General features: G+C 62.4%; 10 protein-coding genes and 3 rRNA genes. 9 read left to right on the forward strand and 4 right to left on the reverse strand.

Annotated elements, in window-relative coordinates; translation table 11 throughout:
* The 4 genes from A5688_RS14050 to A5688_RS14065 are packed head-to-tail and all read left to right on the forward strand — an operon-like array spanning window position 1 to window position 3,236.
* The gene (locus A5688_RS14050; RefSeq protein ID WP_067911579.1) at window positions 1–909 is read left to right on the forward strand and encodes a F0F1 ATP synthase subunit gamma; all 909 of its coding nucleotides are present in this window, start codon (window positions 1–3) and stop codon (window positions 907–909) included.
* Window positions 910–927: 18 nt separating this feature from the next.
* Window positions 928–2,385, forward strand: coding sequence for a F0F1 ATP synthase subunit beta (gene atpD, locus A5688_RS14055; RefSeq protein WP_067837827.1), 1,458 nt, complete (start codon window positions 928–930; stop codon window positions 2,383–2,385).
* Between the two features lie 35 nt (window positions 2,386–2,420).
* Entirely contained in the window at window positions 2,421–2,786 is a 366-nt protein-coding gene (locus A5688_RS14060) for a F0F1 ATP synthase subunit epsilon (RefSeq protein ID WP_067837828.1), read from the forward strand.
* A gap of 6 nt (window positions 2,787–2,792) precedes the next feature.
* Window positions 2,793–3,236 carry a DUF2550 domain-containing protein gene (locus tag A5688_RS14065; protein WP_067837829.1) on the forward strand — a complete coding sequence of 148 codons (444 nt, stop codon included), beginning with the start codon at window positions 2,793–2,795 and terminating at the stop codon, window positions 3,234–3,236.
* A gap of 42 nt (window positions 3,237–3,278) precedes the next feature.
* Here the strand turns inward: A5688_RS14065 and A5688_RS14070 are convergent, their stop codons facing one another.
* A complete protein-coding gene (locus A5688_RS14070) occupies window positions 3,279–3,863 on the reverse strand; it encodes a cob(I)yrinic acid a,c-diamide adenosyltransferase (protein WP_067837830.1) in 585 nt (194 codons plus the stop codon).
* A gap of 70 nt (window positions 3,864–3,933) precedes the next feature.
* Between A5688_RS14070 and murA the strand changes: the two genes are divergently transcribed.
* From murA to rrf, 4 genes are all read left to right on the forward strand, one after another.
* A complete protein-coding gene (gene murA, locus A5688_RS14075; protein ID WP_067837831.1) occupies window positions 3,934–5,187 on the forward strand; it encodes a UDP-N-acetylglucosamine 1-carboxyvinyltransferase in 1,254 nt (417 codons plus the stop codon).
* A 371-nt stretch (window positions 5,188–5,558) separates the two neighbouring features.
* Window positions 5,559–7,087 (forward strand): 16S ribosomal RNA (locus tag A5688_RS14080).
* A gap of 283 nt (window positions 7,088–7,370) precedes the next feature.
* Window positions 7,371–10,480: ribosomal RNA gene (locus A5688_RS14085) — 23S ribosomal RNA — on the forward strand.
* A gap of 82 nt (window positions 10,481–10,562) precedes the next feature.
* Window positions 10,563–10,675, forward strand: a 5S ribosomal RNA gene (rrf, locus tag A5688_RS14090).
* The 16S, 23S and 5S rRNA genes sit together here, the layout of an rRNA operon.
* Before the next feature lie 59 nt (window positions 10,676–10,734).
* On the opposite strand, the gene A5688_RS14095 is transcribed toward rrf, so the two are convergent.
* Both A5688_RS14095 and A5688_RS14100 read right to left on the reverse strand, forming a co-directional pair.
* Complete coding sequence (locus tag A5688_RS14095) at window positions 10,735–11,232, reverse strand: methylated-DNA--[protein]-cysteine S-methyltransferase (RefSeq protein WP_067837987.1); 498 nt, start codon at window positions 11,230–11,232, stop codon at window positions 10,735–10,737.
* Window positions 11,233–11,305: 73 nt separating this feature from the next.
* Window positions 11,306–12,793, reverse strand: a complete 1,488-nt coding sequence (locus A5688_RS14100; RefSeq protein WP_067911576.1) for a DNA-3-methyladenine glycosylase 2 family protein — start codon at window positions 12,791–12,793, stop codon at window positions 11,306–11,308.
* A 223-nt stretch (window positions 12,794–13,016) separates the two neighbouring features.
* On the opposite strand from A5688_RS14100, the gene A5688_RS14105 reads away from it, so the two are divergent.
* A complete protein-coding gene (locus tag A5688_RS14105) occupies window positions 13,017–14,090 on the forward strand; it encodes a GGDEF domain-containing protein (protein WP_067911573.1) in 1,074 nt (357 codons plus the stop codon).
* Window positions 14,091–14,219: 129 nt separating this feature from the next.
* Here the strand turns inward: A5688_RS14105 and A5688_RS27910 are convergent, their stop codons facing one another.
* The gene (locus A5688_RS27910) at window positions 14,220–14,594 is read right to left on the reverse strand and encodes a hypothetical protein (protein ID WP_067837836.1); all 375 of its coding nucleotides are present in this window, start codon (window positions 14,592–14,594) and stop codon (window positions 14,220–14,222) included.
* Between the last annotated feature and the right edge of the window lie 24 nt (window positions 14,595–14,618).

Below are 14,618 nucleotides of genomic sequence, written 5' to 3' on the forward strand. Positions count from 1 at the left end.
ATGGCAGCCACACTTCGTGAATTACGGGGCCGGATTCGTTCGGCAGGGTCGATCAAGAAGATCACCAAGGCCCAGGAGATGATCGCGACATCGCGCATCGGTAAGGCCCAGGCCCGGTTGGAAGCCGCACGGCCGTACGCATTCCAGATCACCGCGATGCTCACCACACTGTCCTCCGAGGCCGCGCTGGACCACCCGTTGCTGGTGGAACGGGAAGAGCCGAAGCGGGCCGGAGTTTTGGTGGTGTCCTCAGACCGTGGTTTGTGCGGCGCGTACAACTCGAGCATTTTCCGTCGCTCCGAGGAGCTGTTCTCCCTGCTGAGGGAGGAGGGCAAGACACCGGTCGTGTACACGGTTGGGCGTAAAGCGTTGAATTACTTCAAGTTCCGTAACTGGGACATCACCGAATCGTGGACGGGGTTCTCCGAGCAACCCACGTATGAAAACGCCGCGGAGATCGCGTCCACCCTGGTCGAGACGTTCATGGCCGGCACGGGCGACGACGAGTCCGAAGACGGCCAGGGCGTCGACGAACTGCACATCGTCTACTCGGAGTTCAAGTCGATGATGTCGCAGGCCGCGGTGGCCCACCGCATCGCTCCGCTGGTCGTGGAATATGTCGAGGAACCCGAGGAGCTCCACACGCTGTACTCGTTCGAGCCGGACGCGACAACGCTTTTCGAGTCGCTGTTGCCGCGGTACGTGACGACCCGCGTTTACGCGGCGTTGCTCGAATCGGCGGCATCGGAGCTCGCGTCGCGCCAGCGGGCGATGAAGTCGGCGACCGACAACGCGGACGACCTGATCAAAGAACTGACGCTGATGGCGAACCGCGAGCGGCAGGCTCAGATCACCCAAGAGATCAGCGAAATCGTCGGCGGCGCAAACGCGCTCGCCGACGCCAGGTAGCACACGAGGAAGAAGAAAATGACTGCTACTGACGAGAAGACCGATAAGTCCACCAACTCCGAGACCAGCGGCCGGGTGGTGCGAATCACCGGCCCCGTGGTCGACGTCGAGTTCCCGCGTGGATCCGTTCCGGAACTGTTCAACGCGCTCAACGCCGAGATCACGTTCGAGGACCTCAAGAAGACCCTGACGCTCGAGGTCGCACAGCACCTCGGCGACAACCTGGTGCGCACGATCTCGCTGCAGCCCACCGACGGTCTGGTGCGCGGGGTCGAGGTGATCGACAGCGGCAAGCCGATCTCGGTGCCGGTCGGCCAAGAGGTCAAGGGCCACGTCTTCAACGCGCTGGGAGACTGCCTGGACAAGCCGGGATACGGCGACGACTTCGAGCACTGGTCGATCCACCGCAAGCCACCGGCCTTCGAGGAACTCGAGCCCCGCACCGAGATGCTCGAGACCGGCCTCAAGGTCGTCGACCTGCTCACCCCGTACGTGCGTGGCGGCAAGATCGCGCTGTTCGGCGGTGCCGGTGTGGGCAAGACGGTGCTGATCCAGGAGATGATCAACCGTATCGCCCGAAACTTCGGTGGTACTTCGGTTTTCGCCGGCGTGGGTGAGCGCACCCGTGAGGGCAACGACCTCTGGGTCGAGCTCAAAGAAGCCGACGTGCTCAAGGACACCGCGCTGGTGTTCGGTCAGATGGACGAGCCGCCCGGCACCCGTATGCGGGTGGCGCTGTCGGCACTGACCATGGCCGAGTGGTTCCGCGACGAGGCGGGCCAGGACGTGCTGCTGTTCATCGACAACATCTTCCGGTTCACCCAGGCCGGCTCCGAGGTCTCCACGCTGCTCGGCCGCATGCCGTCCGCGGTGGGTTACCAGCCCACCCTGGCCGACGAGATGGGTGAGCTGCAGGAGCGCATCACCTCGACGCGAGGCCGGTCGATCACGTCCATGCAGGCGGTCTACGTCCCCGCCGACGACTACACCGACCCGGCGCCGGCGACGACGTTCGCGCACCTGGACGCCACCACGGAGCTGTCCCGAAACGTGTTCTCCAAGGGCATCTTCCCGGCGGTGGACCCCCTGGCATCGAGCTCGACCATTCTGGACCCGAGCGTCGTCGGTGACGAGCACTACCGCGTGGCCCAGGAAGTCATCCGAATCCTGCAGCGCTACAAGGACCTCCAGGACATCATCGCGATCCTCGGTATCGACGAGTTGTCCGAAGAGGACAAGCAACTCGTCCAGCGTGCGCGACGGATCGAGCGGTTCCTGTCGCAGAACATGATGGCGGCCGAGCAGTTCACCGGCCAGCCTGGCTCGACGGTGCCCCTCAAGGAGACCATCGAGGCGTTCGACCGCCTGACCAAGGGCGACTTCGACCACATCCCGGAACAGGCGTTCTTCTTGATCGGTGGCCTCGACGACCTGGCCAAGAAGGCCGAAGGCTTTGGCGCCAAACTGGAATCCTGAGGCGTTAGCGAAAAGGCTCTGAAAGGCTCTGTGGCATGGCCGAATTGAACGTTGAGATAGTCGCTGTCGACCGAAAGATCTGGTCGGGTGAGGCAACGTTTCTGTTCACCCGCACCACGGTCGGTGAGATCGGCATTCTGCCGCGGCACATCCCGGTGGTAGCGCAGTTGGTCGACGACGCAATGGTGCGCGTCGAACGAGAGGGCGAAGACGATCTGCGGATCGCGGTGGACGGCGGATTCTTGTCTGTCACCGAGGAATCGGTCACGATCCTGGCCGAATCCGCCGAGTTCGAGTCGGAGATCGACGAGAGCGCCGCCCGAGAGGCATCTGAGTCGGACGATCCGCGTATCGCCGCCAGAGGGCGCGCGAGATTGCGCGCCGTCGGCGCGATCGACTAACCGCCGATGAGCGCGCCCATGATTGGCATGGTCGTGCTCGTCGTCGTGCTGGCGAGCGCCGTCATCGGGCTGAGTTATCGGTTGTGGAAGCTGCGCCAGGGCGGCACGGCGGGGATCATGCGAGACATTCCCGCTGTCGGAGGCCACGGCTGGCGGCATGGCGTAATCCGCTACCGCGGCGGCGAAGCCGCGTTCTATCGGCTCTCCAGTCTGCGGCTGTGGCCGGACCGGCGGCTGAGCCGGCGAGGCGTGGAGATCGTCGCCAGGCGGGCGCCGCGCGGCGACGAGTTCGACATCATGACGGACGAGATCGTCGTCATCGAGCTGCGCGACACGACCCAGGACCGTAGGTCCGGCTACGAGATCGCCCTGGACAAGGGCGCATTGACCGCGTTCTTGTCCTGGCTGGAGTCGCGTCCCTCGCCCCGCTCCCGCCGGCGCAGCCTGTAGACCGATTCCTCCCTGCGGGTCAGCCCGGACAGGCCTCTTCGGCTAACTCGTGCCGGCGTTCTCGCCGCCAGGTTTCCACAGCACGTCGCCGTCGGGGTTGGCCACGCGCGACAGGATGAAGAGCAGATCCGAGAGCCGGTTCAGGTATTTCGCGGGCAGGGTGTTCACCTGCCCGGGCGCGGCATCGATCGCCGCCCATGCCGACCGCTCGGCTCGGCGTACCACCGTTCGGGCGACGTGCAGCAAAGCCGACAACGGCGAACCACCGGGCAACACAAACGAATTCAACTTCGGCAACGACTCGTTGTATGTGTCACACCACTTTTCGAGCCGGTCGATGTAGGGCTGGGTCACACGCAGCGGGGGATATTCGGGGCTTTCCACCACCGGCGTCGACAGATCGGCGCCGGCATCGAACAAATCGTTCTGGATCTGCCGCAACACACCCATGAGCTGCTCGTCCGGCTGACCCACGGCGACGGCGACGCCGATCGCCGAGTTGGCTTCGTCGCAATCGGCATAGGCCACCAGCCGTGGGTCGTTCTTGGAGACCCGCGAGAAGTCACTCAATCCCGTGGTGCCGTCGTCGCCGGTCCGTGTGTAGATGCGAGTCAGGTGCACTGCCATGAGCAAACCGTACCCGGGTGTGTGGGTTGGCCGACTGACAAGCCGATACCGCTTCACTAGACTGACGCGGGTGGCTGAGCGATTCGTGGTGACCGGCGGCAACCGGTTGTCCGGCGAAGTCGCAGTAGGGGGCGCCAAAAACAGTGTGCTCAAGCTGATGGCCGCGACGCTGTTGGCCGAAGGCACCAGCACGATCACCAACTGCCCGGACATCCTGGACGTGCCGCTGATGGCGGAGGTGCTGCGCGGCCTGGGCGCGACCGTCGAACTGGACGGCGACGTCGCACGGATCACCTCTCCGGACGAGCCCAAATACGATGCCGACTTCGCCGCGGTGCGACAGTTCCGCGCGTCGGTGTGCGTGCTGGGACCGCTGGTCGGCCGGTGCAAGCGCGCCCGCGTCGCGCTGCCGGGCGGTGACGCGATCGGATCCCGTCCGCTGGACATGCACCAGGCCGGCCTGCGCCAACTGGGTGCGCAATGCAACATCGAGCACGGATGCGTGGTGGCGCAGGCCGATACGCTGCGCGGCGCGGAGATCCAGTTGGAGTTCCCCTCGGTGGGGGCCACCGAAAACATCCTGATGGCCGCGGTCGTGGCCGAGGGCGTCACCACCATTCACAACGCGGCGCGCGAGCCCGACGTCGTGGATCTGTGCACGATGTTGAACCAGATGGGTGCCCGGATCGAAGGTGCGGGTTCGCCGACTATGACCATCACCGGTGTTCCGAAGCTGCACCCGACCGAGCATCGCGTGATCGGGGACCGCATCGTCGCCGCCACGTGGGGGATCGCCGCTGCGATAACCCGCGGAGACATCACGGTGACGGGGATCGACCCGGGGCACCTGCAGGTCGTGCTGCACAAGCTGCACGACGCCGGCGCCACAGTGACCCAGACCGACGACAGTTTCCGGGTGACGCAGTACGAGCGGCCGAAGGCCGTCAATGTGGCGACGCTGCCGTATCCCGGATTTCCCACCGATCTGCAGCCCATGGCGATCGCACTGGCCTCGATCGCCGACGGCACATCGATGATCACCGAGAACGTATTCGAGGCGCGCTTCCGGTTTGTCGAAGAAATGATTCGCCTGGGCGCCGACGCCCGGACCGACGGGCACCACGCCGTCGTTCGGGGCCTGCCGCAGTTGTCGAGCGCACCGGTGTGGTGTTCGGACATCCGGGCCGGTGCCGGCCTGGTGTTGGCCGGCCTTGTCGCGGACGGAGATACCGAGGTCCACGACGTCTTCCACATCGATCGCGGCTACCCGTTGTTCGTGGAAAACCTGACGATTTTGGGAGCGGAGATCGAGCGGGTACAGTAACCAAAGTCAGTGCCCCACAAGCGCGGTCACCAACGCGAAGGTGGACGAGATCGGGGCCTTGACTCCCTCGCTGGATTGGTACTAGCCTGGCACGGCTGCTCCCGAGACGGTCTCTAGAAGATCAAAACTGGGAGTTGACTTACCTGCCGGATCTGTATTAAGCTGGCAGGGTTGCCCCAAAACGGGCGAAACAAGTGTTGTTTGAGAACTCAATAGTGTGTTTGGTCTTTTTATTTGTTGTTGTTTTTTTGGCCATACTTAAACACTCCCCGTGTGTCGGTATGGCCGTATTTTGATGCCAGTTATTTGGTGTCTTTTTGTTAGGTCAGATTTTCTCTGATTTGAATTCACCTCGTTTTGCGAGGAGTTTTTGTTTGGAGAGTTTGATCCTGGCTCAGGACGAACGCTGGCGGCGTGCTTAACACATGCAAGTCGAACGGAAAGGCCTCTTCGGAGGTACTCGAGTGGCGAACGGGTGAGTAACACGTGGGCAATCTGCCCTGCACTTCGGGATAAGCCTGGGAAACTGGGTCTAATACCGAATAGGACCACTTGGCGCATGCCTTGTGGTGGAAAGCTTTTGCGGTGTGGGATGGGCCCGCGGCCTATCAGCTTGTTGGTGGGGTGATGGCCTACCAAGGCGACGACGGGTAGCCGGCCTGAGAGGGTGTCCGGCCACACTGGGACTGAGATACGGCCCAGACTCCTACGGGAGGCAGCAGTGGGGAATATTGCACAATGGGCGCAAGCCTGATGCAGCGACGCCGCGTGGGGGATGACGGCCTTCGGGTTGTAAACCTCTTTCACCATCGACGAAGGCTCACTTCGTGAGTTGACGGTAGGTGGAGAAGAAGCACCGGCCAACTACGTGCCAGCAGCCGCGGTAATACGTAGGGTGCGAGCGTTGTCCGGAATTACTGGGCGTAAAGAGCTCGTAGGTGGTTTGTCGCGTTGTTCGTGAAATCTCACGGCTTAACTGTGAGCGTGCGGGCGATACGGGCAGACTAGAGTACTGCAGGGGAGACTGGAATTCCTGGTGTAGCGGTGGAATGCGCAGATATCAGGAGGAACACCGGTGGCGAAGGCGGGTCTCTGGGCAGTAACTGACGCTGAGGAGCGAAAGCGTGGGGAGCGAACAGGATTAGATACCCTGGTAGTCCACGCCGTAAACGGTGGGTACTAGGTGTGGGTTTCCTTCCTTGGGATCCGTGCCGTAGCTAACGCATTAAGTACCCCGCCTGGGGAGTACGGCCGCAAGGCTAAAACTCAAAGGAATTGACGGGGGCCCGCACAAGCGGCGGAGCATGTGGATTAATTCGATGCAACGCGAAGAACCTTACCTGGGTTTGACATGCACAGGACGCGTCTAGAGATAGGCGTTCCCTTGTGGCCTGTGTGCAGGTGGTGCATGGCTGTCGTCAGCTCGTGTCGTGAGATGTTGGGTTAAGTCCCGCAACGAGCGCAACCCTTGTCTCATGTTGCCAGCGGGTAATGCCGGGGACTCGTGAGAGACTGCCGGGGTCAACTCGGAGGAAGGTGGGGATGACGTCAAGTCATCATGCCCCTTATGTCCAGGGCTTCACACATGCTACAATGGCCGGTACAAAGGGCTGCGATGCCGTAAGGTTAAGCGAATCCTTTTAAAGCCGGTCTCAGTTCGGATTGGGGTCTGCAACTCGACCCCATGAAGTCGGAGTCGCTAGTAATCGCAGATCAGCAACGCTGCGGTGAATACGTTCCCGGGCCTTGTACACACCGCCCGTCACGTCATGAAAGTCGGTAACACCCGAAGCCAGTGGCCTAACCCTTTGGGAGGGAGCTGTCGAAGGTGGGATCGGCGATTGGGACGAAGTCGTAACAAGGTAGCCGTACCGGAAGGTGCGGCTGGATCACCTCCTTTCTAAGGAGCACCACGAAAAGCACACCAATTGGTGGTGTGCGAGCCGTGAGGGGTTCTCGTCTGTAGTGGACGAAAACCGGGTGCACAACAGCAAATGATTGCCAGACACACTATTGGGCCCTGAGACAACACTCGGTCGAACCGTGTGGAGTCTCCCCATCTTGGTGGTGGGGTGTGGTGTTTGAGTATTGGATAGTGGTTGCGAGCATCTAGATGAACGCGTAGTCCTTCGGGGCTGACGAGTTCATCGAAATGTGTAATTTCTTCTTTGGTTTTTGTGTGTAAGTAAGTGTTTAAGGGCGCATGGTGGATGCCTTGGCATCGAGAGCCGATGAAGGACGTGGGAGGCTGCGATATGCCTCGGGGAGCTGTCAACCGAGCATTGATCCGAGGATTTCCGAATGGGGAAACCCAGCACGAGTGATGTCGTGTTACCCGCATCTGAATATATAGGGTGCGGGAGGTAACGCGGGGAAGTGAAACATCTCAGTACCCGTAGGAGAAGAAAACAATTGTGATTCCGTCAGTAGTGGCGAGCGAACGCGGAACAGGCTAAACCGCACGCATGTATAACCGGGTAGGGGTTGTGTGCGCGGTGTTGTGGGAGTGATATGTCTCAGCTCTACCTGGCTGAGGGGTAGTCAGAAAGTATCGTGGTTAGCAGAAATGGCCTGGGATGGCCTGCCGTAGACGGTGAGAGCCCGGTACGCGAAAACCCGATACCTACCTTGTATCAGTTCCCGAGTAGCAGCGGGCCCGTGGAATCTGCTGTGAATCTGCCGGGACCACCCGGTAAGCCTAAATACTTCTCGATGACCGATAGCGGATTAGTACCGTGAGGGAATGGTGAAAAGTACCCCGGGAGGGGAGTGAAATAGTACCTGAAACCGTGTGCCTACAATCCGTCAGAGCCTCCTCGTGGGGTGATGGCGTGCCTTTTGAAGAATGAGCCTGCGAGTCAGGGACACGTCGCGAGGTTAACCCGTGCGGGGTAGCCGCAGCGAAAGCGAGTCTGAATAGGGCGCATCCCCTTTGGGGTGTAGTGGCGTGTTCTGGACCCGAAGCGGAGTGATCTACCCATGGCCAGGGTGAAGCGCGGGTAAGACCGCGTGGAGGCCCGAACCCACTTAGGTTGAAGACTGAGGGGATGAGCTGTGGGTAGGGGTGAAAGGCCAATCAAACTCCGTGATAGCTGGTTCTCCCCGAAATGCATTTAGGTGCAGCGTTGCGTGGTTCACCACGGAGGTAGAGCTACTGGATGGCCGATGGGCCCTACTAGGTTACTGACGTCAGCCAAACTCCGAATGCCGTGGTGTAAAGCGTGGCAGTGAGACGGCGGGGGATAAGCTCCGTACGTCGAAAGGGAAACAGCCCAGATCGCCGGCTAAGGCCCCTAAGCGTGTGCTAAGTGGAAAAGGATGTGTAGTCGCAGAGACAACCAGGAGGTTGGCTTAGAAGCAGCCACCCTTGAAAGAGTGCGTAATAGCTCACTGGTCAAGTGATTATGCGCCGATAATGTAGCGGGGCTCAAGCACACCGCCGAAGCCGCGGCACATTCACCGTACGGTGGATGTGGGTAGGGGAGCGTCCCTCATGCAGCGAAGCCGCCGGGTGACCGGTGGTGGAGTGTGGGGGAGTGAGAATGCAGGCATGAGTAGCGATAAGGCAAGTGAGAACCTTGCCCGCCGTAAGACCAAGGGTTCCTGGGCCAGGCCAGTCCGCCCAGGGTGAGTCGGGACCTAAGGCGAGGCCGACAGGCGTAGTCGATGGACAACGGGTTGATATTCCCGTACCCGTGTATAGGCGTCCCTGATGAATCAGCGGTACTAACCACCCAAAACCGGATCGACCATTCCCCTTCGGGGGCATGGAGTTTCGGGGCTGCGTGGGACCTTCGCTGGTAGTAGTCAAGCGATGGGGTGACGCAGGAAGGCAGCCGTACCAGTCAGTGGTAATACTGGGGCAAGCCCGTAGGGAGAGCGATAGGCAAATCCGTCGCTCACTAATCCCGAGAGGTGATGCATAGCCGATTGAGGCGAATTCGGTGATCCTCTGCTGCCAAGAAAAGCCTCTAGCGAGCACATACACGGCCCGTACCCCAAACCAACACAGGTGGTCAGGTAGAGAATACCAAGGCGTACGAGATAACTATGGTTAAGGAACTCGGCAAAATGCCCCCGTAACTTCGGGAGAAGGGGGGCCGGAATACCGTGAACACCCTTGCGGTGGGAGCGGGATTCGGCCGCAGAAACCAGTGGGTAGCGACTGTTTACTAAAAACACAGGTCCGTGCGAAGTCGCAAGACGATGTATACGGACTGACGCCTGCCCGGTGCTGGAAGGTTAAGAGGACCCGTTAACCGTAAGGTGAAGCGGAGAATTTAAGCCCCAGTAAACGGCGGTGGTAACTATAACCATCCTAAGGTAGCGAAATTCCTTGTCGGGTAAGTTCCGACCTGCACGAATGGCGTAACGACTTCCCAACTGTCTCAACCATAGACTCGGCGAAATTGCACTACGAGTAAAGATGCTCGTTACGCGCGGCAGGACGAAAAGACCCCGGGACCTTCACTACAACTTGGTATTGGTGTTCGGTACGGTTTGTGTAGGATAGGTGGGAGACTGTGAAATACAGACGCCAGTTTGTATGGAGTCGTTGTTGAAATACCACTCTGATCGTATTGGACACCTAACGTCGAACCCTTATCGGGTTCACGGACAGTGCCTGGCGGGTAGTTTAACTGGGGCGGTTGCCTCCTAAAATGTAACGGAGGCGCCCAAAGGTTCCCTCAACCTGGACGGCAATCAGGTGTTGAGTGTAAGTGCACAAGGGAGCTTGACTGCGAGACCTACAAGTCAAGCAGGGACGAAAGTCGGGACTAGTGATCCGGCACCTCTGAGTGGAAGGGGTGTCGCTCAACGGATAAAAGGTACCCCGGGGATAACAGGCTGATCTTCCCCAAGAGTCCATATCGACGGGATGGTTTGGCACCTCGATGTCGGCTCGTCGCATCCTGGGGCTGGAGCAGGTCCCAAGGGTTGGGCTGTTCGCCCATTAAAGCGGCACGCGAGCTGGGTTTAGAACGTCGTGAGACAGTTCGGTCTCTATCCGCCGCGCGCGTCAGAAACTTGAGGAAACCTGTCCCTAGTACGAGAGGACCGGGACGGACGAACCTCTGGTATACCAGTTGTCCCACCAGGGGCACGGCTGGATAGCCACGTTCGGACAGGATAACCGCTGAAAGCATCTAAGCGGGAAACCTTCTCCAAGATCAGGTTTCTCACCCTTTTAGAGGGATAAGGCCCCCCGCAGACCACGGGTTCGATAGGCCAGACCTGGAAGCCCAGTAATGGGTGCAGGGAACTGGCACTAACCGGCCGAAAACTTACCAACACACAATCGCAACCACAGTCCATTTCACGGCAGTAATGCCGCGAAAACGCCACACCCCCCACCAAACAAATTTAAATAGAGTTACGGCGGCCACAGCGACAGGGAAACGCCCGGTCCCATTCCGAACCCGGAAGCTAAGCCTGTCAGCGCCAATGATACTGCCCATACGGGTGGAAAAGTAGGACACCGCCGAACATACACAAAAACACCCCCGGCAACGGGGGTGTTTTTGCATTCGCAATCAAATGCGTTATTCAGTCGAATAAGGTTAAGTTCGCCGCCGTGCGGCTGCGCTCGAGATCGAGAAGCGTTCGCTTCCGGTCCAGGCCGCCACCGTAGCCGGTGAGGCTGCCGTTGGCGCCGATCACCCGGTGGCACGGGACGACGATCGCGATCGGGTTGTGCCCGTTGGCCAGTCCGACCGCGCGTGCGGAACCGGTAGCTCCGATCTGGTGGGCGATCTGTCCGTACGACCGCGTCTCCCCGTATGGGATTGTCAGCAACGCCCGCCATACCCGGCGCTGGAATTCGGAGCCGAGCAGGTCGTATTCGAAGTCGAAGTCGGTGCGCTCGCCGGCGAAATACGCGGCCAGTTGCTCGACGGCCGCGCTGAACGCCCGCGGATTAGGCGACCAACCGGTGCGGCTCGGTTCGTAGGTCTGGTCGACCATCCGCAGGTGTGTCAGCACCGAGCCTCGGCCGGCCAGGGTCAGCAGCCCGATCGGGCTGTCGATGGTGCGGTACTCGATCATGTGTGCCACTCTCCCCCGCAAGCGGGAGGTGCCCCCACTTCATCGCTTCGCTCTGCATCGTCGCCGGCGCGAATCATGCGACCTCCTTTGGCGGCCAATGGTTTACGGGATGTTCGAGTGTGGTCCAGAGGTACTGGGTGGCGTAGGAGCGCCAGGGTCGCCACCGCGCACTGCGCGCGACGAGGGAGCGCTCGTCGGATGGCAAGCCCAGCTGTTCGGCGGCCAGGCGCAGACCCAGATCGCTGGCGGGAAACGCGTCGGGATCCCCGAGGCCGCGCATTGCGATCACCTCCGCGGTCCATGGGCCCACCCCGGGCAGGGCGAGTAATTGCGTTCGGGCGCTTTCCCAGTCGCACCCGGTGCCCAGGACGACGCTGCCGTCGGCGAGGCCGGCGATCAGGGCGCTGAGCGTTCGTTGCCGGGCCTTGGGCACCGCCAGATGGACGGGATCGATTTCCGCGAGCTGCTCGACCGACGGGAAGGTGTGGGTCAGAGTTCCCTCGGGGTCGTTGATCGGCTGGCCGTAGGCAGCGACCAGGCGGCCGGCGTGTGTGCTCGCTGCCTTCGTCGATACCTGTTGCCCTAGGACCGCGCGCACCGCGAGTTCGGCCTCGTCGACCGTGCGGGGAACCCGCTGCCCGGGCGCCTTGGCTACGACGGCGCAGAACTCCGCATCCCCACTCAGCGCTTCGTCCACCGCTTCGGGGTCGGCGTCGAGGTCCAGCAGCCGCCGGCACCGCGCGATAGCCGTTGTCAGATCGCGAAAGTCGTCGAGTACGAGCATGCATCGGACATGGTCGGCAGCGGGGGTCAGGGTGACGATCGCGCTGCCGAACGGAAGGCGCAGACTGCGCCGGTAGGCGCCGGCGCGGACTTCCTCGCAACCAGGCACCGTGCCGGCCGCCAGATGACCGAAGACCCCCGCATAGGCGAACGGTGTGCGCACCGGGAGCCGAAGACACACGGTGCCAGGGGAATTGGGCACCGCGGTGGAGGGTGTCGCCGCGCGCCGGCGCAGCGCGCTCGGTGTGTTCTCGAACACCGAGCGCACGGTGTCGTTGAACTGGCGGATGCTGGAAAAGCCGGCGGCGAATGCGACGTCGCCGAATGGCAGGTCCGTTGTCTCGATCAACACCCTGGCGGTCTGAGCCCGTTGCGCGCGGGCCAGCGCGAGAGGGCCGGCCCCAACCTCGGTCTGTAACAGCCGCTCCAGTTGCCGGGTGGTGTAACCGAGACGGGCGGCCAGGCCGCCGACACCTTCGCGGTCCACCGTCCCGTCGGCGATGAGCCGCATCGTTCGCGCCACGATGTCACCGCGCACGTTCCATTCCGGAGACCCCGGCGACGCGTCGGGGCGGCACCGCTTGCACGCCCGGAAGCCCGCACGCTGGGCGGCCGCCGCCGTCGGGTAGAACCGCGCGTTGCGGGCGAACGGTGGGCGCACCGGGCAGCTGGGCCGGCAGTAGATCCGGGTGGTCAGCACCGCGGTGACGAACCAGCCGTCGAACCGGGCGTCCTTGGACTGGACGGCGCGGTAGCAGCGTTCGAAGTCGTCGTGCACGGTTCCAGACTTACACCCCGCCTCCGACAAAACTGGCGGAAAAGCGACATCGTCGTGGGCTGGTGCCGCGGCCCCGGAGTCGGCCGTGCGGGGTTCGCCATCTGCCGCGGATTTCTCGTCCAAACGAGATTTTTGCTGCGGCCGATGGTATTTACTGTGATCCGGCTCACTGACTCTGGTGGGTATGACTCGACGGGGTGAGCGAGTTGGGGAAGGCGAACCGATGACGTGGCTGGCGACATGGTGGGGCCAGGACGACCATTTCGACTGGCTGACAGGCTATTTGCAAGCCCACGGGCTGAGCACAAGTACTCGCAAGGTTCTAGCCGTGGTGGCGGCCTCATTGGTGTTGGTGCCCGTCAACGTGTTGTGGGGACCCGTCCCGTTGTACCCGCGTGTCGCGCTGACGGTTTCGGTCGTCGCCGCCATCCTGGGGCTGGGCATGGCGGCGCTGTGGTTGAGCGGATGGCCCACTCGGCGCCAGTCCATCTTCTACATCATGACCGGCGCCGTATCCATCGGCGGCGGTTGCCTGTGGCAACCCCAGCCGCTCATCGGGCTGATGGCGTGCTCGGCGTTATCCGTCACCGGCGGGTACATCGCGTTCTTCCACACAGCAAGGCTCATGGTGCTGAACTTCGTGCTGGCCAGCACAATCGGGGCCTGGCAAGCGGTGCGCCTGGCCGCTTCCGGGCAGACGGTGCTGGCCTTCACCGGTTACTTTCTGGTCCTGGAACTGAACGTGGTCGTCCCGCTTGCCATCCAGGTCGTGGTGCGCGCGCTGTGGTTGGACCTCTTGCGAGCCAACCGCGACCCGCTGACCGGGCTGCTGAATCGGCGGGCCTGCGACCGGGCCATCGTCGGCCGGATGCTCGCGGGCGCCAATCACATGTTTCTGGCGGTGGCGATGGTCGATCTGGATCGCTTCAAAGAGCTGAACGACACCCGCGGGCACGCCGCCGGCGACGAGGCGCTGATCGCGGTGGCGGGCACCTTGACCACCGCGTGCGGAGACACCGCCGTCGTCGGTCGCGTCGGCGGGGAGGAATTCCTGGTCGCCGACATCGTTACGACAGAACAGCTGCCGAGGTGGGGCCGGCAACTCTGTGACGCCGTGGCCGCGGTGAACGCGTCCGTGACCGCCAGCGTCGGCATAGCCACCCTGGAGTTGGGCAGCGTGATCTCGGAATACGCCGAACATGCGTTTCACCAATTGGTCGCCCACGCCGATAAGGCGATGTACGAAGCCAAGCGGTGTGGGGGCAACCAAACGCGCCATCATCAGATCGCGGTCTGAGGCACTACTCGCACGCCGTTGTCTGGGGTCTCGACTCTGGATTCTCCACGGCTGCGGCGGCCGCGATGAAGTCCCGGGGCGAGCGGGACAACGGTCGGCCGGAGTCCCAGATCACGCCCACATCCCGGCTCAGCCGGGAGGCGTCCCGACGCACACGCCGCCGGCGCACGCACCCGCGCCGCCCGGTCCCGCAGACGCGCCCGCGCCCGGCACACCCGCGCTGGCCCCACCGGGCCCGGCACCGGCGCCCGAACCGCCAGGCCCGGCAGTAGTGGCGCCACCCGGTCCGGTGGCGGGACCCCCGCCGGGTCCGCCGGGAGCCGGCGACGTCGGTGCAGTCGTCGTGACGCTCGCCGGCGTCGTGACGGTGGTGGTGACGGTCGAGGTGGTCGGGTTCTTGTTGTCGTTGCTCGAGCCGCATCCCGCGGTCAACGAACTCAGGGCGATCGCCGCAGCGATCCCCGCGGCGACAGAAGCGCGGCGGGCGAGTCCACTACCGGTCATGTCAAAGCCAATCTCTGAGGGGTC

Origin of the sequence: Mycobacterium mantenii (genome assembly GCF_001667865.1) — a bacterium.
GTDB lineage: Bacteria > Actinomycetota > Actinomycetes > Mycobacteriales > Mycobacteriaceae > Mycobacterium > Mycobacterium mantenii_A.

Coding starts and splice junctions, on each gene's coding strand:
- A5688_RS14050 (WP_067911579.1), top strand. CDS start 1: ATGGCAGCCACACTTCGTGAATTACGGGGCCGGATTCGTTCGGCAGGG.
- atpD (WP_067837827.1), top strand. CDS start 928: ATGACTGCTACTGACGAGAAGACCGATAAGTCCACCAACTCCGAGACC.
- A5688_RS14060 (WP_067837828.1), top strand. CDS start 2,421: ATGGCCGAATTGAACGTTGAGATAGTCGCTGTCGACCGAAAGATCTGG.
- A5688_RS14065 (WP_067837829.1), top strand. CDS start 2,793: ATGAGCGCGCCCATGATTGGCATGGTCGTGCTCGTCGTCGTGCTGGCG.
- A5688_RS14070 (WP_067837830.1), bottom strand. CDS start 3,863: ATGGCAGTGCACCTGACTCGCATCTACACACGGACCGGCGACGACGGC.
- A5688_RS14095 (WP_067837987.1), bottom strand. CDS start 11,232: ATGATCGAGTACCGCACCATCGACAGCCCGATCGGGCTGCTGACCCTG.
- A5688_RS14105 (WP_067911573.1), top strand. CDS start 13,017: ATGACGTGGCTGGCGACATGGTGGGGCCAGGACGACCATTTCGACTGG.
- A5688_RS27910 (WP_067837836.1), bottom strand. CDS start 14,594: ATGACCGGTAGTGGACTCGCCCGCCGCGCTTCTGTCGCCGCGGGGATC.